The 20,416-nt window shown below is 69.3% G+C and carries 20 protein-coding genes; 6 read left to right on the top strand and 14 right to left on the bottom strand.

What is annotated here, in order from left to right:
• Nucleotides 1-12: 12 nt before the first annotated feature.
• The gene (locus ACFWF2_RS25220) at nucleotides 13-1,599 is read right to left on the bottom strand and encodes an MFS transporter (protein WP_379309931.1); all 1,587 of its coding nucleotides are present in this window, start codon (nucleotides 1,597-1,599) and stop codon (nucleotides 13-15) included.
• A 136-nt stretch (nucleotides 1,600-1,735) separates the two neighbouring features.
• Between ACFWF2_RS25220 and ACFWF2_RS25215 the strand changes: the two genes are divergently transcribed.
• Nucleotides 1,736-2,524, top strand: a complete 789-nt coding sequence (locus tag ACFWF2_RS25215; protein WP_379309919.1) for an META domain-containing protein — start codon at nucleotides 1,736-1,738, stop codon at nucleotides 2,522-2,524.
• 64 nt (nucleotides 2,525-2,588) lie between these two features.
• Here ACFWF2_RS25215 and tpiA read toward each other — a convergent pair whose 3' ends face one another.
• The 7 genes from tpiA to uvrC all read right to left on the bottom strand — a co-directional run bounded on the left by tpiA (nucleotide 2,589) and on the right by uvrC (nucleotide 10,900).
• Nucleotides 2,589-3,377, bottom strand: a complete 789-nt coding sequence (gene tpiA / locus ACFWF2_RS25210; RefSeq protein ID WP_379309917.1) for a triose-phosphate isomerase — start codon at nucleotides 3,375-3,377, stop codon at nucleotides 2,589-2,591.
• A gap of 3 nt (nucleotides 3,378-3,380) precedes the next feature.
• Entirely contained in the window at nucleotides 3,381-4,595 is a 1,215-nt protein-coding gene (locus ACFWF2_RS25205; protein WP_379309916.1) for a phosphoglycerate kinase, read from the bottom strand.
• Between the two features lie 5 nt (nucleotides 4,596-4,600).
• Nucleotides 4,601-5,617, bottom strand: a complete 1,017-nt coding sequence (gene gap / locus ACFWF2_RS25200) for a type I glyceraldehyde-3-phosphate dehydrogenase (protein ID WP_379309915.1) — start codon at nucleotides 5,615-5,617, stop codon at nucleotides 4,601-4,603.
• 199 nt (nucleotides 5,618-5,816) lie between these two features.
• Nucleotides 5,817-6,800, bottom strand: a complete 984-nt coding sequence (gene whiA, locus ACFWF2_RS25195) for a DNA-binding protein WhiA (RefSeq protein WP_067493655.1) — start codon at nucleotides 6,798-6,800, stop codon at nucleotides 5,817-5,819.
• Nucleotides 6,791-7,837 carry a uridine diphosphate-N-acetylglucosamine-binding protein YvcK gene (yvcK, locus tag ACFWF2_RS25190; protein WP_379309914.1) on the bottom strand — a complete coding sequence of 349 codons (1,047 nt, stop codon included), beginning with the start codon at nucleotides 7,835-7,837 and terminating at the stop codon, nucleotides 6,791-6,793. The genes whiA and yvcK overlap by 10 nt, the downstream gene beginning before the upstream one ends.
• Nucleotides 7,834-8,790 carry an RNase adapter RapZ gene (gene rapZ, locus ACFWF2_RS25185; protein ID WP_379309913.1) on the bottom strand — a complete coding sequence of 319 codons (957 nt, stop codon included), beginning with the start codon at nucleotides 8,788-8,790 and terminating at the stop codon, nucleotides 7,834-7,836. Before rapZ ends, yvcK begins: the two co-directional genes overlap by 4 nt.
• A gap of 121 nt (nucleotides 8,791-8,911) precedes the next feature.
• Nucleotides 8,912-10,900: an excinuclease ABC subunit UvrC gene (gene uvrC, locus ACFWF2_RS25180; protein WP_379309912.1), complete on the bottom strand. Its 1,989-nt coding sequence runs from the start codon at nucleotides 10,898-10,900 to the stop codon at nucleotides 8,912-8,914.
• 190 nt (nucleotides 10,901-11,090) lie between these two features.
• On the opposite strand from uvrC, the gene ACFWF2_RS25175 reads away from it, so the two are divergent.
• Entirely contained in the window at nucleotides 11,091-11,504 is a 414-nt protein-coding gene (locus tag ACFWF2_RS25175; RefSeq protein ID WP_379309911.1) for a hypothetical protein, read from the top strand.
• An 18-nt stretch (nucleotides 11,505-11,522) separates the two neighbouring features.
• On the opposite strand, the gene ACFWF2_RS25170 is transcribed toward ACFWF2_RS25175, so the two are convergent.
• Nucleotides 11,523-12,215: an HAD family hydrolase gene (locus tag ACFWF2_RS25170; protein ID WP_379309910.1), complete on the bottom strand. Its 693-nt coding sequence runs from the start codon at nucleotides 12,213-12,215 to the stop codon at nucleotides 11,523-11,525.
• Between the two features lie 166 nt (nucleotides 12,216-12,381).
• Between ACFWF2_RS25170 and ACFWF2_RS25165 the strand changes: the two genes are divergently transcribed.
• Complete coding sequence (locus tag ACFWF2_RS25165) at nucleotides 12,382-14,331, top strand: gamma-glutamyltransferase family protein (RefSeq protein ID WP_379309930.1); 1,950 nt, start codon at nucleotides 12,382-12,384, stop codon at nucleotides 14,329-14,331.
• Between the two features lie 4 nt (nucleotides 14,332-14,335).
• Here ACFWF2_RS25165 and ACFWF2_RS25160 read toward each other — a convergent pair whose 3' ends face one another.
• The 4 genes from ACFWF2_RS25160 to ACFWF2_RS25145 all read right to left on the bottom strand — a co-directional run bounded on the left by ACFWF2_RS25160 (nucleotide 14,336) and on the right by ACFWF2_RS25145 (nucleotide 17,331).
• Nucleotides 14,336-14,836 carry a PH domain-containing protein gene (locus ACFWF2_RS25160; protein ID WP_379309909.1) on the bottom strand — a complete coding sequence of 167 codons (501 nt, stop codon included), beginning with the start codon at nucleotides 14,834-14,836 and terminating at the stop codon, nucleotides 14,336-14,338.
• A complete protein-coding gene (gene ribH, locus ACFWF2_RS25155) occupies nucleotides 14,833-15,309 on the bottom strand; it encodes a 6,7-dimethyl-8-ribityllumazine synthase (RefSeq protein ID WP_189023584.1) in 477 nt (158 codons plus the stop codon). Before ribH ends, ACFWF2_RS25160 begins: the two co-directional genes overlap by 4 nt.
• A 31-nt stretch (nucleotides 15,310-15,340) precedes the next feature.
• Nucleotides 15,341-16,585: a bifunctional 3,4-dihydroxy-2-butanone-4-phosphate synthase/GTP cyclohydrolase II gene (locus ACFWF2_RS25150; protein ID WP_379032565.1), complete on the bottom strand. Its 1,245-nt coding sequence runs from the start codon at nucleotides 16,583-16,585 to the stop codon at nucleotides 15,341-15,343.
• A gap of 122 nt (nucleotides 16,586-16,707) precedes the next feature.
• Complete coding sequence (locus ACFWF2_RS25145; protein ID WP_189023588.1) at nucleotides 16,708-17,331, bottom strand: riboflavin synthase; 624 nt, start codon at nucleotides 17,329-17,331, stop codon at nucleotides 16,708-16,710.
• Between the two features lie 543 nt (nucleotides 17,332-17,874).
• Here ACFWF2_RS25145 and ACFWF2_RS25140 point away from each other — a divergent pair.
• Nucleotides 17,875-18,345, top strand: a complete 471-nt coding sequence (locus tag ACFWF2_RS25140; protein ID WP_379309907.1) for a hypothetical protein — start codon at nucleotides 17,875-17,877, stop codon at nucleotides 18,343-18,345.
• A 13-nt stretch (nucleotides 18,346-18,358) separates the two neighbouring features.
• Here the strand turns inward: ACFWF2_RS25140 and rpe are convergent, their stop codons facing one another.
• The gene (gene rpe, locus ACFWF2_RS25135) at nucleotides 18,359-19,015 is read right to left on the bottom strand and encodes a ribulose-phosphate 3-epimerase (protein ID WP_379033572.1); all 657 of its coding nucleotides are present in this window, start codon (nucleotides 19,013-19,015) and stop codon (nucleotides 18,359-18,361) included.
• Nucleotides 19,016-19,113: 98 nt separating this feature from the next.
• On the opposite strand from rpe, the gene ACFWF2_RS25130 reads away from it, so the two are divergent.
• Complete coding sequence (locus ACFWF2_RS25130; protein WP_379309906.1) at nucleotides 19,114-19,536, top strand: ATP-binding protein; 423 nt, start codon at nucleotides 19,114-19,116, stop codon at nucleotides 19,534-19,536.
• Nucleotides 19,536-20,416 (top strand): sigma-70 family RNA polymerase sigma factor (locus ACFWF2_RS25125; protein WP_379309904.1); only part of this gene is annotated, 881 nt, incomplete at its 3' end. The genes ACFWF2_RS25130 and ACFWF2_RS25125, both read left to right, overlap by 1 nt.

Raw genomic sequence — 20,416 nt, 5'->3', positions numbered from 1 at the left:
CGCCCGGCTGGTCTAACCAGGCTCGACCGCGACCAGGTGGGCGACGGTTTCGGCGCCGGCCGACCACTGCGCGACGGTCTGTTCGATCTCCTGGTCGCGGGCGGTGAGCCGGACCTGATGCTGGTGCATGTGCTCGGCCCAGGAGCGGACGACGAAGGCCTCGACGAATCGGTCGACGATGCCGACGTCGCGGTAGAGCCGCCATTCCATCGCGCCGGTGCGCTGTCTGGACCGGCCGACCATGGCCATCGCCGCGGTGAATCCGGCGACATCCTCGGGCGGTACGTCGTAGCCGCGCATCACCAGGACCGGCCCGTCCTCGGGGTCGGGTTCGACGACGAGCTGCGGTTCGGGCCAGAACGCGGCCGGTGACAGGTCGATGTCCTCGACGTTGTGCCGGATCGGCCACCACAGCGTGCTCACCGCGCAGCAGGCCAGCAAACCCGCCGCGATCAGCAGCGCCGCCACGGCGCTGTACGCGCCGGCGACCAGACCCCACAGCAGCGAGCCGATGGCCTGCCCGCCCATGAACACCAGCATGTACACCGACAGACCACGTGCCCGCACCCAGGCGGGCAGCAGCAACTGCATGGTCGAGTTCAGCGTCGCCATGGCGAGCAGCCACGCCAGGCCTGACCCGACCAGCAGCACCAGCACGATCGGGACGCTCGGCACCAGCGCCGTCGCCACCGCGCCGAGCCCGAACAGCACCGCGGCCAGCGCCAGCCGCTGGGTCGGGGTGAACAGCACCCGCAGCCGGGACAGGCCGAGCGCGCCGCACACCGCGCCGAGGCCGAGCGCGCCGAGCAGCAGACCGTAGCCGTCGGAGGCCAGCCCGAGCCGGTCGTGCGCGATGACCGGCAGCAGCGACCACACCGCACTGGCGGGCGCGATGAACAGGATCGCGCGGAACAGCACCCGCCGGATCGCGGGCGCGGCGCGGATGAACCGGGTGCCTGCCTGCAGTGCCGCGAGCGGGCGCTCGCTGGGCAGGGTGCGCACCCGGATCGGCCACCGCGACACCAGCAGCACCGCGACGATGCCGACGAACGAGAGCGTGTTGAACCCGAACACCACCGTCGGCCCGGCGATCGACACGATCACACCGGCCACCGCCGGCCCGACGGCGCGGCCGATATTGACGCTCATGCTGCCCAGTGCCGCCGCGGAGGTGATCTGGTCGCGCGGCACCAGTTCCGGTTGGATCGCCTGCCACGCGGGTGCGGTGAGCGCCTGCCCGCAGCCGAGCAGGAACAGCAGAGTCAGCAGCACCGCGGGCGTGGTGTGCCCGGTGGCGGTGAACACGGTGAGGGTGAGCGAGGCCAGCGCCATTCCCGATTGCGCGCCGATCAGCAGCCTGCGCCGGTCGACCAGGTCGGCGAGCACCCCGGACGGGATGGACAGCAACATCACCGGCAACGCGAGCGCGGTCTGCACGAAGGACACCAGCGCCGCCGCGTTCGGCTGGTCGACCAGGATCCACTGCGCACCGACCGTCTGCATCCACGTGCCCAGATTCGACACCAGCTGCGCGATCCACAGTGCCCGGAACACCGGCGATCGCAACGGCGCCCACGTCGACACCGGTTCCGCCGCCACACTGTTCACCCGCCGAGCATATCCCCGGCGACCGTGCGCGCCCGTGTGCGCAACGGCGGCAGGTCCGGTGCGGTCGCGAGACGGATTCGCCGCAGCTCGAGCCGAATTCACCCCTCCGCCACGTACGATGGGCTACATGTCGGCAACCCTGATCCGTCTCGCCGCGCTCTGTGTGCTCGCCACCGCCGCGGCCACGGCCTGCTCCTCCTCCGAATCGCCGAAGGCGCCGAACGACACCGCGACCCCGATGGGACACACCTACATCTCCACCGAGGTCGAGGGCGACCCGATCCCCGGCGGCGGTCCGATGACGCTCACGTTCGCCGACGGACGCATCTCGGCGAACTCCGGCTGCAACACCAGCAGCGGCACCGTCGACCTGAGCAACCATGTCCTGAGCACGTCGCCGCTGGCGAGCACCCTGATGGCATGCACCGACGAGGTCGGCATGTCCGACGCCTGGCAGAACTCCTTCCTGGAGTCCGATCCCACCTGGCGTCTGGACGGCGACAAGCTGACCCTCACCGGCACGACCGCCACCATCCACCTCACCGACAAGAAGATCGTCACCCCGGACAAGCCGCTGACCGGCACCACCTGGGTCGTCACCACCCTGATCACCGAGCAGGGCCAGGTCCGCTCCACCACCCTCGACGAGGTGAGCCCCAACCTGACGATCGGCGCCGGCGGCACCGTCAACGGGATGGCGGGCTGCAACCGGATGACAGGCACCGCGGGCGTCGGCCCCGGCGACGCGGTGAACTTCGCCGTCGCCACCACCAAGATGATGTGCGCACCGGATGTCATGGAGATCGAGAACACCGTGCTGCGCGCCCTCGACGGCCGCACGACGGCCACCATCGACGGCGACAGCCTCACCCTGCGCAACGGCAACGGCACCGGCCTGATCCTGCACGCGCAGTAGCGACGAACGACGAAGGGCCGGAAACCGTTTCCGGTTCCCGGCCCTTCGCTACAGAGCTACCCGATCAGGGCAGGGGTCCGCCCGCGGCGATCGCCGACAGGGTCGCGAACTCGTCCGCCTTGAGCGAGGCACCGCCGACCAGGGCGCCGTCGATGTCGGTCTGGCCGACCAGCTCGCCGACGTTCTTGGCGTTGACCGACCCGCCGTAGAGCACGCGGACACCCGCGGCGACCTCCGGGGAGGCCAGCTCGGCCAGCTCGGCCCGGATCGCGCCGCACACTTCCTGCGCGTCGGCCGCCGAGGCGACCTTGCCGGTGCCGATCGCCCAGACCGGCTCGTAGGCGATGACGATCTGCGAGATCTGCTCGGCCGTCAGGCCTTTCAGCGAACCGCGCAGCTGCTCGAGGTTGTACTCGACGTGTGTGCCCGCCTCGCGGACGCCGAGACCCTCGCCGATGCAGACGATCGGGGTTATCTCGTTCTTCAGCGCCTGCTTGGTCTTGGCCAGCACGGTCGCGTCGTCCTCGTTGTGGTACTGACGACGCTCCGAGTGCCCGACCACCACGAAGGTGCAGCCCAGCTTGGCCAGCATCGACCCGCTGATCTCACCGGTGTAGGCGCCCGCGTCGTGCACCGACACGTCCTGCGCACCGTAGGTGAGCAGGAGCTTGTCGCCCTCGACCACCGACTGCACGCTGCGCAGATCGGTGAACGGCGGAATCACCGACACGTCGACCTTCGCGAAGTACTTCTCCGGCAGCGCGAAGGCCACCTTCTGCACCAGCGCGATGGCCTCGAGGTGGTTGAGGTTCATCTTCCAGTTGCCCGCGATGAGCGGCTTACGTGCTGCCATCGCTCAGCCCTCCAGCACCGAAATACCGGGCAGCTCTTTGCCTTCCAGGTATTCCAGGGACGCGCCGCCACCGGTGGAGATGTGCGAGAAGCCGTCGTCGGGCAGGCCGAGGGTGCGCACGGCAGCCGCCGAGTCACCGCCGCCGACGACCGTGAACGCACCCTTGCCGGTGGCGGTCACGATGGCCTCGGCGACGCCACGGGTGCCCGCGGCGAACTGCTCGAACTCGAACACGCCCATCGGGCCGTTCCAGAACACCGTCTGCGCCTCGGTCAGCAGCGCGGCGAACCGCGACACCGACTCGGGGCCGATGTCCAGGCCCATCCAGCCCTCGGGGATCTCGGTCGACGCGACGGTCTTCGAGTCCGCGTCGGGCGCGAACTTGTCGGCCGCCACGATGTCGACCGGCAGGTGCAGCACGTCGCCGAAGCGCTCGAGCAGCGACTTGCAGGTGTCGATCATCTCGGCCTGCAGCAGCGAGGTGCCCACCGAAAGGCCCTGTGCGGCAAGGAAGGTGAAGCACATGCCGCCGCCGATGACCAGGGTGTCGACCTTGGGGGCCAGCGCCTCGATGACCGCGAGCTTGTCGGAGACCTTGGAGCCGCCGAGCACCACCGCGTACGGGCGGGCCGGGTCTTCGGTGAGCTTGCGCAGCACCTCGACCTCGGCCGCCACCAGCGTGCCCGCGTAGTGCGGGAGCACCTGGGCGACGTCGTAGACCGACGCCTGCTTGCGGTGCACCACACCGAAACCGTCGGAGACGAACGCACCGTCGTCGCCGACCAGCTCGACGTAGGCGGCGGCCAGCTTGGCGCGCTCCGCGTCGTCCTTGCTGGTCTCGCGCGCGTCGAAACGCACGTTCTCGAGCAGCAGCACGTCGCCGTCGGTGAGGCCTTCCGAGCGCGAGAGCGCGTCGTAGCCGACCACGTCACCGGCGAGCTGGACGTTGCGGCCGAGCAGCTCGGCCAGTTTCGCCGCCACCGGGGCCAGCGAGAACTTGGCGTCGGGCTCGCCCTTGGGGCGACCGAGGTGGGCCATCACGACCACCTTGGCACCGGCCTCGACCAGCGCCTGGATGGTCGGCACCGAGGCGATGATGCGGCCGGGGTCGGTGATCTGACCGTTGTCGTCGAGCGGGACGTTGAGGTCGGAGCGCACGAGCACGCCCCGGCCCTCGACACCCTCGGCCAGCAGATCTTGCAGTGTCTGGACTGTCATCGGGTTCAGAGCGACTTGCCGACGAGATCGACCAGGTTGGCCAGGCGGTTGGAGTAGCCCCACTCGTTGTCGTACCAGGACACGACCTTGACCTCGTTGCCGATGACCTTGGTCAGCGGCGCGTCGTAGATCGAGGAGTGCGGGTCGGTGACGATGTCGCTCGACACGATCGGGTCCTCGTTGTACTTCAGGATGCCCTTCATCGGACCCTCGGCGGCGGCCTTCATCGCGGCGTTGATCTCGTCGATGGTGGCGGCCTTGGTCAGGGTCGCGGTCAGGTCGGTGACCGAGCCCGTCGGGACCGGAACGCGCAGCGCGTAGCCGTCCAGCTTGCCCTGCAGCTCGGGCAGCACCAGGCCGATGGCCTTGGCGGCGCCGGTGCCGGTCGGCACGATGTTCAGGGCAGCGGCGCGGGCGCGACGCAGGTCCTTGTGCGGCGCGTCCTGCAGGTTCTGGTCCTGGGTGTAGGCGTGGATGGTGGTCATCAGACCCTGCTCGATGCCGAACGAGTCGTGCAGGACCTTCGCGATCGGGCCGAGGCAGTTGGTGGTGCACGAAGCGTTGGAGATGATGTTTTGGCTGCCGTCGTACTTGTCGTCGTTGACGCCCATCACGATGGTGATGTCGTCGCCGGTGGCAGGCGCGGAGATGATGACCTTCTTGGCGCCGGCGGACAGGTGACCCTTGGCCTTCTCGGCGGCGGTGAAGATGCCGGTCGACTCGACGACCACGTCGACGCCGAGGTCGGCCCACGGCAGCGCCGAGGGGCCCTCCTTGATCGCGAGCGCCTTGATGCGCTGCTCGCCGACCACGATGGTGTCACCGTCGACGGAGACGTCCTGCGGCAGCCGACCCAGGATCGAGTCGTACTTCAGCAGGGTGGCGAGGGTGCTGATGTCGGTGAGGTCGTTGACCGCGACGATCTCGATATCGGTCTTGCCGACAGCCTTCAGCGCCTCCACCGCACGGAAGAAGTTTCGTCCGATACGACCGAAGCCGTTGATACCTACCCGGACAGTCACGTTATCGCTCCTCAGCTTTCAAGCGGATTCATTCCGACCGTCACCACACTAGTAGCCGTCTGTCGACTTCACGACAGCCACCTGTGATTTGTGAGGTCCCTGCCCCCGGCCTGCAGGAATCCCAGAATAAAGGGCAGAGCGGTCACGCATGACCGCTCTGCCCTAAACGTCGGATTCGCCACAGCGAGCGGCGACCGCACTACGCGTCGTCGAGGAGTTCCGCCGTCACCGCCGATTCGGTGTCGGGGATGCCGAGGTCCTTGGCCCGCCGGTCCGCCATCGACAGCAGGCGCCGGATCCGTCCGGCGACAGCGTCTTTCGTCATCGGCGGTTCGGCCAGCTGACCGAGCTCCTCGAGCGAGGCCTGCCGGTGCTGGACACGCAGCTTGCCCGCGGCGGCCAGATGATCCGGCACGTCGTCGGCGAGGATCTCCAGCGCCCGCTCCACCCGCGCCGCCGCGGCGACGGCCGCCCGTGCCGACCGGCGCAGGTTGGCGTCGTCGAAGTTGGCGAGCCGGTTGGCGGTGGCCCGCACCTCGCGGCGCATCCGGCGTTCCTCCCAGGTGAGCCTGGTGTCCTGCGCGCCCATCCTGGTGAGCAGCGCGCCGATCGCCTCGCCGTCACGCACCACCACCCGATCGGTGCCGCGGACCTCGCGCGCCTTGGCGGTGATGCCGAGCCGCCGGGCGGCGCCGACCAGCGCCAATGCCGCCTCCGGGCCGGGGCAGCTCACCTCGAGCGCCGAGGAACGCCCCGGCTCGGTGAGCGAACCGTGCGCGAGAAACGCACCGCGCCATGCCGCTTCGGCGTCACCGATACTGCCGCCGACCACCTGGGCGGGCAGCCCGCGGACGGGACGCCCGCGCACGTCGAGCAAACCGGTCTGGCGCGCCAGCGCCTCGCCTTCCTTCGACACCCGCACGACGTAGCGGGACGTCTTGCGCAACCCGCCCGCGCCGAGCACGTGCACGTCGGAGCCGTACCCGTAGAGCTCGAAGATCTCCCGGCGCAACCGCCGCGCGATGGACCCCATGTCCACCTCGGCCTCGACGATCACCCGGCCCCCGACAATGTGCAGACCACCGGCGAACCGCAGCAAGGCCGACAATTCCGCCTTGCGTGAGCTGACCTGCGATACAACGAGCCTGCTCAGCTCGTCCTTCACCTCGGCTGTCATCGCCACGAGACGCGCTCCTTTCCCACCGACCCGGAACGCACATCCGATCCCGTGTGCCGTCCCTCGACTCGAAGCCCTGCCAGTTGCGACCGCGGCTGCCGGATCAGCTGATCCAGTGCGGCGGCTAGTTTTCCGGGATGATGCCGATCCGTTCCCGGCTCGGCGACATCGCTGAACGTTACCCGTGCGCGCAACTGTTCGGCGGCTCTTGCCACATGTTCCCGTTGCCGCCCCTCGGGCACCGACGCCGAGTCGACGAGCACGTCGTCGACCGCGAAATCCGGTGCGTGCTGGGACAATACATGCAGATGACGTTCGGCCGAAAAGCCGGCTGTCTCCCCCGGCTCGGCGGCCAGGTTCAGCACGAGCACCTTGCGCGCCCTGGTGTGCACCAGCGATTCGTGCAGTTGCGGCACGAGGACATGCGGAATGACGCTGGTGAACCATGAACCAGGGCCGAGCACAACGACATCCGCGTGTTCGATGGCCGAGGTCGCCTCGGGGCTGGCAGGCGGATCGGACGGAATCAGCCGCACCCGCCGGACCTTACCCGGCGTGGTCGCCACCGCAACCTGACCGCGCACGCACCGCCCGATCCGTGGATCCGCTTCCAGGCCCGAGACTTCGGCCTCGATGTCGAGCGGGATCGGCGACATCGGCAGCACCCGGCCGGTGATCCGCAGCAGCCTGCCCACCTCGTCGAGCGCGGCCACCGGGTCGCCGAGGACATCGGTGAGCCCGGCCAGGATCAAATTGCCGACCGAGTGACCGGCCAGCGCGCCCGTTCCGCCGAAACGGTGCTGCACCGTCGTCGCCCAGACGCCGTCGGCGTCCTCGGCGAGCGCGGCCAGCGCCATCCGCAGGTCACCTGGCGGCAGCATGCCCAGTTCGCCGCGCAGCCTGCCCGACGACCCACCGTCGTCGGCGACGGTGACGACCGCGGTGATGCGCCTGGTCAGCCTGCGTACCGCCGTCAGGGTCGCGTAGAGCCCGTGTCCGCCGCCCAGCGCGACAACGGCCGGGTCGGCTTCCCATCCACTCATTCGCGCCCCAGATCCCGGTGCACGACGCGGACGACGTCCACCGCCGCGTGCCCGGTATCGGCGCCGATGCGCTCGCCGAGCGCCTCGGCGATCGCGACACTGCGATGCTTGCCGCCGGTGCACCCCACTGCCACCGTCATGTATCGCTTCCCCTCTTGGCGGTATCCGGTCGTGGTCAGGTCGACGAGATGGTGGCAGGTTTGCAGGTAGTCCTGCGCACCCGGCCTCGACAACACGTAGTCGCTGACCACCGATTCCTGGCCCGTGTGTTCCCGCAGCTCGGGAATCCAGTGCGGATTGGGCAGAAATCGGACATCCAACACCATGTCGGCGTCGAGTGGAACACCGTACTTGAATCCGAACGACTGCACGGTCAGTTGCAGCGCGGCGGGCGCGCCAGCACCGTAGACCTCCTCCAGCTTGCGGTGCAGCTGGTGGATCGACAGCTCGGTGGTGTCGATGACGACATCGGCCGCCGCCTTCACCGCGGCGAGCCGGACCCGCTCGGCGGTCAGGCCCGCCGACAGGGTGCCGTCGGGGCTGTCGCTCTGCAACGGGTGCCTGCGCCGTGCGAAGCCGAACCGCCGGATCAGGACGTCGTCGGAGGCTTCGAGGAACAGCACGCGTGTCCGGATGCCCGCCGAGCGCAGCTGCTCGGTGACGCCGGAGAGGTCACCGGTGAAGAACCGGCTGCGCACGTCCATGACCAGCGCCAGACGCCGGATCGGTGGTTCGGCGGCGGCGCCGAGCTCGATCATCCGCCCGATCAGTTCGGGCGGCAGATTGTCGGTGACGTACCAGCCGAGATCCTCCAATACGCGCGCGGCTGTACCGCGGCCCGCGCCGGACAAGCCGGTCACGATGACCACTTCTACTGGTTGCTTTTTGTCGGTGACCGACCCGGTCTTTCCGGGTACCGCCCCCGCATTGTTGTTCGATTCGACGCGTGTCATGTCCTACCGGATCCGTTTCTGGGTGCCTTTCGATCATCCCGCACCGGTTCGGGTATCGGGCGCAGACACACAACGTACGGCACTCGCAATCTTGCGTCCTGTGATCCGCGCCCGTCCCCGGCTACGGGCTGTTCAGTGCTTCCAACACCGCTTTCGCCGTGGAGACGCCGATACCCGGCACCGATGTGATCTCTTCGACAGTCGCGTCCTTGATACGGGCGACCGAGCCGAAGTGGGTGACCAGCGCGGTTCGCCTCGCCTCGCCGAGTCCACGCACCGAGTCCAGCGCGGACGCCGTCATCCGGCGCGAGCGCTTGCTGCGGTGGAAGGTGATCGCGAAGCGGTGTGCCTCGTCGCGCACGCGTTGCAGCAGGTAGAGCGCTTCGCTGTTGCGCGGCATGATCACCGGGTCGGGTTCGCCGGGCACCCAGACCTCTTCGAGCCGCTTGGCGAGGCCGATCACCGCGACATCGGTGATGCCGAGTTCGTCGAGCACCTCGGCGGCCGCGGCGACCTGGGGCGCGCCGCCGTCGACGACGTAGAGGTTGGGCGGGTAGGCGAAGCGGCGCGGCTTGCCGGTGGTCGGGTCGACGCCGGGGCGCGAGGTCGGCTCGTCGGTGTCGTCGATCTCGACGTCGACGACCTGCTGGCGGTCGCGGGCCAGTCTGGCGAAGCGGCGCCGCGTCACCTCGGCGATGCTGCCGACGTCGTCGGAGCGGCCATCGCCCGCGGCCTCCTTGATCGCGTAGTGGCGGTAGTCGGATTTGCGGGCAAGGCCGTCCTCGAAGACCACCAGCGAGGCGACGACATCGGTGCCCTGGACGTGGCTGATGTCGACGCACTCGATCCGCAGCGGTGCGCTGTCCAGGTCGAGGAAGTCCTGGATGTCTTGCAGCGCTTGCGATCTGGAGGTCAGGTCGCCCGCGCGCTTGAGTTTGTGCTGGGCCAGGGCTTCACCCGCGTTGCGCTGCACCGTCTCGGCGAGCGCCTTCTTGTCGCCGCGCTGCGGCACGCGCAGCGAGACCGCCGAACCGCGCAGCCTGGTCAGCCAGTCCTGGATCTCCTCGGCGTCGCCGGGCAGCTCGGGGACCAGCACCTCGCGCGGAACGACGACGACATCACGGTCGGCGTTCTGCTCGGCCATCGCGGCCTGTTCGCCGTAGAACTGGGTGAGGAACTGTTCGACCAGCGCCGCGAGTTCGGTGCCGGATTCGGCGACGTCGAGCGCGTCGCCGGACTTGTCGACCACCCAGCCGCGCTGGCCGCGCACGCGGCCGTCGCGGACGTGGAAGATCTGGACGGCGGCTTCGAGTTCGTCGGTGGCGAAGGCGATCACGTCGGCGTCGGTGCCGGAGCCGAGCACCACCGCCTGCTTCTCCAGCGCGCGGCGCAAGGCCTGCACGTCGTCACGCAGGCGGGCGGCGGTCTCGAAGTCGAGGTCGTCGGCAGCCTCGTGCATGCGCCGTTCCAGCGCGCGCACCATCTTGTCGGTCCTGCCGGAGAGGAAGTCGCAGAAGTCGTCGACGATCTGGCGGTGCTCGTCGGCGGTGACCCGGCCGACGCACGGCGCCGAGCATTTGTCGATGTAGCCGAGCAGGCAGGGACGCCCGATCTGGCTGTGCCGCTTGAAGACTCCGTTGGAGCAGGTGCGCGCGGGAAACACGCGCAGCAGCAGGTCGAGTGTCTCGCGGATCGCCCAGGCGTGGGCGTAGGGGCCGAAGTAGCGCACGCCCTTCTTGCGGGCGCCACGGTAGACGAACAGGCGCGGGTACTCCTCGTTCAGCGTCACCGCCAGCACCGGATAGGTCTTGTCGTCGCGGTAGCGGACGTTGAACCGCGGGTCGAATTCCTTGATCCAGTTGTATTCGAGCTGCAGCGCCTCCACCTCGGTGGACACCACCGTCCACTCGACACTCGCCGCCGTGGTCACCATCTGCCTGGTCCGCGGATGCAGCGAGTACACATCGGCGAAGTAGGAGTTCAACCGGCTGCGCAGGCTCTTGGCCTTGCCGACATAGACGACCCGCCCGTGCACATCCCGGAATTTGTACACACCGGGTTCGACGGGAATAGTGCCCGGCGCCGGCCGGTACGTCGCGGGATCTGCCACCCATCCAGCCTAGCGAGCACGTCCGACACGCCGGTCGCGCTCCGGACTTCGGCTCCCACCGAGATGACGCGCGCGCACCATGGGTTCCACCGGCCGTGCTGATCAGCACTCGGACGACCGCGCGACGGCAGGCCCGCCGGCTCGCCTGTGTAGCGTGGGTGGCCGGCTTCCGTGCCGGAAAGGATTTCCGATGACCAACGCGCCCGCTGCCCCACTCCACGATGACCTGTTCGACGAGGCCACCCCGCCGGGGGTCATGCCGGGCACCGTGCGCGGTGCGCGGCTCATCGCCGCGGTCGCGGCCGCCGTCGGCGTCGTGCTGATCGCCATCACCGTCGCGCTGGGCACCGGAGGTTCGCTCGGTGCGCTGATCGCGGGTTACCTGCCGACTTTCGCGCTCATCCCGCTGGTGCTGCTGTTCGGTCGCGGCGGTGACCTGATCCGGAAGGCCGCGGTCGGCGTCGCCGCGCTGGCTGGTCTGGTGTCGTGCACCGGGATCCTCACCGGGCTGCCGCCGGGCGCTGTCGGCATCGTCGCCAACGGTGCGGTGGCCGCGCTGCTCCTGCGGCCGTCGGCCAAGGCCTGGTTCACCCGCGAGCGCTGACCTGCTCGGCCGTTCGGATCACCCGGCCGTGCGGATGCCGTGCTCGGCGAGCGCGTCGATGAGCGCGCGGGGACGCTGGGTGGTCGGGACCGCGGCGACGAGGGCGAAGCGGGCGCCGAGGGTGGTCGCGCCGCCGTCGGCTTCGGTGCTGTCGCCGATCATCAGGACCCGCCCTGGGTCGACCCCGAGGCGGTCGGTGGCGTCGCGGAAGATCTGGACGTCCGGCTTGATGGCGCCGACCTCGTAGGACAGGGTCATCGAACCGATCAGGTCCGCCCAGCCGCGTACCGCGAAGGCGGGGCGGATGTCGAAGGCGATATTGCTGACGATGCCGATCGGAATGCCCTGGGCGGCCAGGGATTCCAGGACGGTGCCGGTATCGGGATACGGCGTCCACGCCAGCGGGTCGATGAGCCGCTCGTAGAGGCCGGCGGCCTTGGTGTCGGGGACCCCGGAGCCACACAGCACTTCGAGATAGGCGTGCCGATGCAGGGCCGGGTCGAGATCACGGTTGTCCCAGGCGTGCTGACCTGCCGCGTCGAAGGTCATGAACTGCTCGACCGGCGCCGTCATCCGCCGCAGCACTTCGGCTTTCGCCGCGACGTCGAACGGTGCGCCGTCGTCGTCGATCAGCTCGTCGGCCCAGGTCCGATCGTCTTCCAAGCGGAAGACCGTGCCGGAGAAGTCGAACAGCACCGCGTCGATATCCATCTCGCCAGGGTAGCGAGCCCCGCACGGGGCGCCGGGCGGAAAAATGGTCCGGCAACCGAAGATTCGTGCCGTCGTCACCGGCGCGTCGACGGCGCGGCAACCCGTCGACCGCGGGCGCTGCGCCGGAAAAAGGCGGCAGGAGTGGGCCGTGCGGAGTTACGCTGCCATGATGACGCCAAGGCGACAGACGTGGATCGGGGCCGCGGCGGCCGGAGTGCTCACGGTGGGTCTGCTGACGGGCTGCTCGTCGAACGACGCCGCGGCAGCCGAATGCACGAGCACGCCGAACGGCACTCCCGTCTCGGCTGCGCCTGCCACCGGCGCCCCGACCACGCAGAATCTCAGCACCAACCCGGAGATCGCGTCGGGGTACCGCTCGGACATGACCGCGGTGCGCACCCGCACCTACGCCGTCTCCACCGCCAACCCGCTGGCCACCGAGGCCGCGTGCCGGGTGCTGCGGGCCGGCGGCACTGCCGCCGACGCGCTGGTCACCGCGCAGGCGATGCTCGGGCTCGTCGAACCGCAGGCTTCCGGCATCGGCGGCGGTGCGTTCCTGCTGCACTACGACGCGAAGTCGCGCACTGTCGAGGCCTACGACGGCCGCGAGACCGCGCCCGCCGCGGCCACCGAGAACTACCTGCGCTGGGTCAGCGACACCGACCGCACCGAACCCGCCCCGAACACCAGGGCCAGCGGCCGGTCCATCGGGGTGCCCGGCGTGCTGCGGATGCTCGAGCTCGCGCACCGCGAGCACGGGATGACCGCGTGGAAGGAACTGTTCGACCCGGCGATCAGCCTGGCCGACAGCGGTTTCGCGATCAGTCCGCGGCTGGCCGGGCAGATCGCCGAGTCGGCCAAGGACCTCTCCGCCGACGAGGGCGCGCGTGGGTATTTCCTCGAAGCGGACGGCGCACCCAAGAAGGCAGGCACGGTTCTCACCAACCCGGCCCTGTCGAAGACACTGTCGGCCGTCGCCACCGACGGCGCGCAGGCCCTCTACACCGGAGCCATCGCCCAGGACATCGTCGAGGCGGCCGGCAGCACCGCCGGCGGGCGCACCCCCAGCCTGCTGACCACCTCCGATCTGGCCGACTACCAGGTCAAGAAGCGCGCCGCACTGTGCACCGGCTACCGCAAGTTCGAACTGTGCGGCATGCCGGCCCCGTCCTCGGGCGGCAGCACCGTCGCCGCGACGCTCGGCATCCTGGCCAACTTCGACCTGGCCGCCCTGCGCCCGCAGGACCTCGATGCCAACGGCGGGCGTCCCGACGCGCAGGCCGTGCACCTGATCTCCGAGGCGGAGCGCCTGGCCTACGCCGACCGCAACAAGTATGTCGCGGATCCGGATTTCGTTCCGCTGCCGGGCAATTCGGTGCTCTCCCTGGTGCACCCGCAGTACCTGAAGCAGCGTTCGACGCTGATCGACCCGCAGCGCAGCATGGGCACCGCCAAGCCCGGCGACCTCGGTCCGGTGCCGCTGGGCAACGGTCCCCAGCCGCCCGAACACGGCACCAGTCACATCTCCGTCGTCGACAAGTACGGCAATGCCGCCGCGATGACCACCACCGTCGAGGCGGCGTTCGGCTCGTTCCACTTCGTCGACGGATTCCTGCTGAACAATCAGCTCACCGACTTCGCGTCCGACCCGCTGGACCCGGACGGCACCCCGGTCGCCAACCGCCTGCAGCCCGGCAAGCGCCCCCGCAGCTCGATGGCCCCCACCCTGGTGTTCGACCGTGACGACGCGGGCAACCGCGGCGACCTCGCCCTGGTGACCGGTTCGCCCGGCGGCGCGGTGATCATCCAGTTCGTCGTGAAGACCCTCGTGAACGTCCTGGACTGGGGCGTCGACCCGCAACAGGCCGTCTCCGGCGTCTCCTTCGGCGCGGGCAACACCCCGGTGACCGGCATCGGCGGCGAACACCCCGACATCGATGCCACCGACAACGGCGACCACGATCCCCTCGTCCAGCGCCTGCGCGCCATGGGCCACCAGGTCTCGGTGGCACCACAGACCAGCGGTCTGAGCGCACTGCAACGCGACGGCAAGGACGGCTGGATCGGCGGCGCCGACCCCCGCCGCGAAGGAGCGGTCCTCGGCGACACCCGCTAGCGGGTCAGTCCTGGGCGGACGAATACTTGGCGCCCAGCTCACGCAGGCGCTCGATGGCGTCGGCGGCATGGGCCTTGTCGTTCGACCGGATAGCCAGCATCGGGACGTAATCGTCGTCGGCCAGCTCGAGGCGCGCCCACGACTTGCGGTCGGGGAACGCGGCGCCGCGGATGTAGGACCACGGGTACTCGTGATCACCGAGGATATTGCGGACCGAGACCCCCGCGGCGCCCGCGCGGACCCTGGGCCGGGTGAGCAGCAGGACCGCGGCCGCGCCGAGGACGCCGATCAGGATCATCCCGATCTGGTCGGCGACCCGGAAGTTCACCCCGGTCGAACCGGTGCGCAGCAGCAGACCACCGGCGGTGAAGAAGACGAGAATGACGATCGCGACCACCACCGCGGTCCGGATCGCGCGCCGCGGCCGCACCTCGAATTCCCAGGTCGCCCCGGGTTCGGGTGCGCCCGCACCGCGCCGCCAGGTCCGCACCACCGGCACGGTCACGCCGATCGCAGAGCGCGCAGGGTGAGCGCGGCGTCCAGGGCGGCGGCGCAGGCCTGCTCGCCCTTGTCCTCGGACGAACCGGGCAGCCCGGCGCGGTCGCGCGCCTGCTCCTCGTCGTTGGTGGTCAGTACACCGTTGGTGACCGGGGTGGCCGCATCCAGCGACACCCGGGTCAGGCCCGCGGTCACGGCGTCACACACGTACTCGAAATGCGGTGTGCCACCCCGGATCACGACACCGAGCGCGACGACGGCGTCGTGCGTGCGGGCCAGTTCCTGCGCGACGACCGGCAGTTCCATCGCACCGGCGCAGCGCACCACGGTCACCTGCTCGACGCCGGCTTCCTCGGCGACCCGCTGCGCGTTGGCGACGAGGGTGTCGCAGATCTCGGTGTGCCACCGCGAGGCGACGATGCCGAGTTTGACGTCTTTGGCCTGTGCCAGCGCGAAGGACGGGACGCCCGTGCCGCTCATCGTTGCTGCCTTTCGGGAGTGTGCGTGGTGGTCACTGCGCGGTTTCGCCCAGATCCAGGTCGTCGAGGCCGATCAGGTCGTGGCCCATCCGATCCCGCTTGGTGCGCAGGTAGTGCAGGTTCTCGGCATTGGCGCGCAACGGCATCGGCACCCGCTCGGTGATCCGCAGGCCGTAGCCGTCCAGACCGACGCGCTTGGCCGGGTTGTTGGTGAGCAGGCGCATCGACCGGATACCCAGGTCGACCAGGATCTGCGCGCCGGTGCCGTAGTCACGGGCATCGGCGGGCAGGCCGAGATCGAGATTGGCGTCGACGGTGTCGCGGCCGGTGTCCTGCAGCTGGTAGGCCTGCAGCTTGTGCATCAGGCCGATGCCGCGGCCCTCGTGCCCGCGCATGTAGAGCACGACACCGCGGCCCTCGGCGTCGACCATCTCCAGCGCAGCGTCCAGCTGCGGACCGCAGTCGCAGCGCAGCGAACCGAAGACATCGCCGGTCAGGCACTCCGAGTGCACGCGCACCAGCACGTCCTCGCCGTCGCCGATGTCGCCACGCACCAGCGCGACGTGTTCGGCCTCGTCGAAGATGCTCTGGTAGCCGACCGCCTTGAAGTCACCGTGCGCCGTCGGGATCCGCGCCTCGGCCACCCGCACGACATGCTTCTCGTGCTTGCGCCGCCACGCGATCATGTCGGCGATCGAGATCATCGCCAGATCGTGCTCGTCGGCGAAGACCCGCAGCTCGTCGGTGCGGGCCATGTGCCCGTCGTCCTTCTGGCTGACGATCTCGCAGATCACGCCCGCCGGGCGCAGACCGGCCATCCTGGCCAGATCGACCGCGGCCTCGGTGTGGCCGGGGCGGCGCAGCACGCCGCCGTCCTTGGCGCGCAGCGGCACCACGTGACCGGGCCGGGTGAACTCGTCGGCCTTGGCCTCGGCACTGGCCAGCAGCCGCATGGTGACCGCGCGGTCGGCGCCCGAGATGCCGGTCGTGATGCCCTCGCGGGCGTCGACCGAGACGGTGTAGGCGGTGCCGTGCTTGTCCTGGTTCATCGCGTAGGCGGGCGGCAGGCCGAGGCGGTCGCAGTCGTCGCCGGTCAGCGGCACGCAGATGTAGCCGGAGGTGTAGCGGATCATGAACGCGACCAGCTCCGGAGTGGCCTTCTCGGCCGCGAAGATGAGATCGCCCTCGTTCTCCCGGTCCTCGTCGTCGACGACGACGACAGCCTTGCCGGCCGCGATATCGGCGACCGCGCGCTCGATGCTGTCCAACCTGGTCACGTCTGCTTGCTCCGTATTCTTGGCGGCTGGCGCCGCGGATTTCTCGGCCTCTCGGCCTCGATTCTTCCTACACAGTACGGCGTGCTCCAGGCGCTTTCGGTGCCGCCCGGGGCCGCGGTAGGTCAGCCTCGCTGGGCGAGTCGCTCCACGTACTTGGCGATCACGTCGACCTCGAGATTCACCGTGGTGCCGACGGGCGCGGTGCCGAGGACGGTCAGCGCGAGCGTGGTCGGAATCAGGGAGACCTCGAACCAGTCGCGGTTGCCGTCGGCGGCGGGCTCGTCGGCGATGCCGAGGCCCGACACGGTGAGGGAGACGCCGTCGACGGTGATCGAGCCCTTCTCCACCACGTAGCGCGCGATCGCGTCGGGCAGCGAGATCCGGACGACCTCCCAGTTCTCCGACGGCGTCCGCGAGAGCACGGTGCCGGTTCCGTCGACGTGACCCTGCACGAGATGGCCGCCGAGGCGGCTGTTCAGCGCGGCGGCCCGCTCGAGGTTGACCCGGGAGCCGGCGACCAGAGCGCCGATGCTCGACCGGTTCAGCGTCTCCGCCATGACGTCGACGGTGAAGCTGTCGCCGTCGATCACGTCGACGACGGTGAGGCAGACACCGTTGACGGCGATCGAATCGCCGTGCCCGGCATCGGAAGTCACCAGCTTGCCGCGGATCGTCAACCGGGCGGCGTCGGCCAGCTGTTCGGTGGCGACGATCTCGCCCAGCTCTTCGACGATCCCTGTGAACATGCCTGACTCCCTTGTCGCGTCATCTGTACCCGTTGGGCCCAACAGCAGGTGGGTGGCCGCTATTCCCGGCGGCACCCGCTCGCCGCACAGCCTAGTGGCGGGCGGGGTGAGGCCTGCCGGGTCGGGGTCGAATCGGACCTCGGGCACGGTCACGTCCGGGAAACGGACAGCGGTGCATCGATCCGGCGGTGAATGCAGGCCGACATGATGAAACCCCGCCGTTAATCATTCCGGCGGTAATTGTTCAATCGAATTTTCGGAGAATCGGTCACAGCCATTCGTCCGGCGGCTCTAACCTGTACTTACCCTTGAATTACGAACTAGAAACACGGTGATTCGAATGCTTGCGCCGGGCAGGCCATTGACGCAATATTGTTATGTCGCCGATTCCTGCTGTTCAACTATTCGTCTCGGCCTGGTCGGCGGCGCATTCGGGCCGCGGCAAGGCAGCCGTAGGCAGTTCGACCCAGGGATAGTCCACCACTCCAGGAAGTCAGACAATACTGTGGGTCACAACAGGTTCGATACATGTGGGGGTGCCGTGTGAGCACATTGGTCGATTCCACGCTGGAAATTCGCTGTGTCCGTTATCGGCGGGAACTGCACCTGCCCGCGACGATCGATCCCGATTCCCGGCGCATTCTGCTGTTGATCGGCGCGCACTACGGCGCGGTCACCATGCCGGGCGATCTGGGCGAGCGGGTGCAGGCCCGGTTGCGCAGCGCCGCGATCGCGGGTCCGGTCGTCGACCACCCGCGGGCACGGCGCTGGACCTTCCTCACCGGCCCGTGCCGCCCCGACAGCATCACCCCCACCGCGTCCGCCGAATTGTTCCGGCTCTACACGACGGTCGCGTGCCACGGCAGCCAGATCGTGCTGCCGTCGCCCGACGACGAGCGCACCGGCTACCGCACCTGGGTGCAGGCGCCGGTGGCGGCCGACACCCGGCCGCCGGTGCACGCGGTGATCGAAGCGGCGCGGGCGCTGGGCACCCGCACACTCCGCTCGCTCTGATCGAATGCGCGACCTACGGCTGCCAGACGGCAGTCGCGATGCTGCGCAGCGTCTGCACGGCCGCACCGGGATCGGCGGTGTTGTAGACCGCCGAACCTGCGACGAAGCAATCGATGCCCGCCGCGGCGGCCTGCTCGATGGTGTCGAGGTTGATGCCGCCGTCGATTTCGACGACGAGCTGCAATTCACCCGCGTCGACCAGGTTGCGCACGATCCGCGCCTTCTCCAGCACGCCCGGAATGAACGACTGCCCGCCGAAACCGGGCTCGACGCTCATCACCAGCAGGGTGTCGAATTCGCGCAGGATCTCGAGGTACGGCTCGATCGGCGTATTCGGCTTCACCGACAGCCCGGCCTTGCCGCCCGCGGCGCGGATGTCGCGAGCCACCGCGATCGGATCGTCGGTCGCCTCGGCGTGGAAGGTGACGTTGTAGGCGCCCGCTTCGGCGTAGCCCGGCGCCCAGCGGCCGGGGTCGTCGATCATCAGGTGGCAGTCGAACGGGATGTCGGTGGCCTTGAGCAGGCTCTGCACGACCGGCAGGCCGAGTGTGAGGTTCGGCACGAAGTGGCCGTCCATGACGTCGACGTGGAGCCAGTCGCAGCCTTCGACAGCGGCCGCCTCGGCAGCCAGGTTCGCGAAGTCCGCAGACAGGATGGACGGGGCGATCATCGGCTTGGCCGGGCGGGAGAACGTCGGTGTGGACACAGCGCGCAAGTGTAGCGACCAAATGGTGATTGCCCTGCCGGGATGTGGGTAGCCTCCATAGGGTGACCAATATTTCGGCGGAACAAGGGCTGTTCAGCGCCCCGGTGGAGATTCGCGTAGCAGCTTCGTTGACCCAGCTGCCGATCCTGCGCGGACTGGCCGAAACCCTGGTCCTGCTCAGTGATTTCACCCTCGACGAGGTCGCCGACGTGCGCCTGGCCGTGGACGAGGTCTGCTCGACGCTCATCGCGATCGCGGCGCCTGGTTCGACGCTGACCTGCGAATTCGTCGTCGGTGACAGCGAACTGATGGTGCGGGTCGACGGCGTCGCCGCGGCCGAGGGCATGCCCGATCAGCGCAGCTTCGGCTGGCACGTGCTGCGCACCCTCAGCGACGAGGTGAGCGCCGATCAGCAGGGCTTCGACACGGTCGTATCCGGTTATCCGACGACGGTCCGATTCCGCCGGGTCCGGGGGAAGGCGTAGTGCACGGCGAGGACACCACCGAAGACCACAAGCCCGACCAGGAAACCCGAGCCGAACCGCAGGCCGCCGACAACGGCGCCGCGGCGGAGAACCCGGCCGAGGAGATCGTCGACGAGGACGCCGAGACCGAGGAGCCGGTATCCGGCTACGACGACGTCAGCGCGCTGTTCGAGCGTCTCGCGGCGACCGAACCCGGCAGTGTCGCGCACGCGGTCGCGCGGGACGCGCTGATCAACCGGTGCATTCCGCTGGCCGATCACATCGCCAGGAAGTTCAGCGGGCGCGGCGAACCGTTCGACGATCTGTCGCAGGTGGCGCGCGTCGGCCTGGTGCACGCGGTGGACCGGTTCGATCTGAGCCGCGGCTCGAACTTCCTGTCCTTCGCGGTGCCGACGATCATGGGCGAGGTCAGGCGCTATTTCCGCGACAACACCTGGGCGATGCGAGTCCCCCGGCGGGTCAAGGAGACCCACCTACGCATCGGCGCAGCGGTCGATCAGCTGTCGCAGCGGCTCGGTCGCTCCCCGACCGCGAAGGAGATCGCGGCCGAACTCGAGGTCGACCCCGACGAGGTCACCCAGGCGGTGATCGCGGGCAACGCGTATCAGCCCACCTCGATCGATGCCGCCTCGGTCGGGCGCGACAGCGATGCCTCGCTGCTCGACACCCTCGGCGAGGAGGAATCGCAGTTCGACCGGGTCGAGGAGTACATCGCCGTGCGTCCGCTGCCGCGCGTACCCGCACCAGGGCGGAGCCCCGTCCGGGGAGTCGTCGGTCCGCCGTGGCCTCCGCCGCCGATGTTTCACGTGAAACATCGGCTTCACCCGCACCGAGCGCGGTGTCTTCGCGATGGGGCCGGTCGACCCGGCGGTGCGCACGA

Source organism: Nocardia sp. NPDC060259, assembly GCF_042728775.1.
GTDB lineage: Bacteria > Actinomycetota > Actinomycetes > Mycobacteriales > Mycobacteriaceae > Nocardia.
The sequence above is the reverse complement of the archived record's forward strand: the minus strand, read 5'-3'. Positions and strand labels throughout refer to the sequence as shown.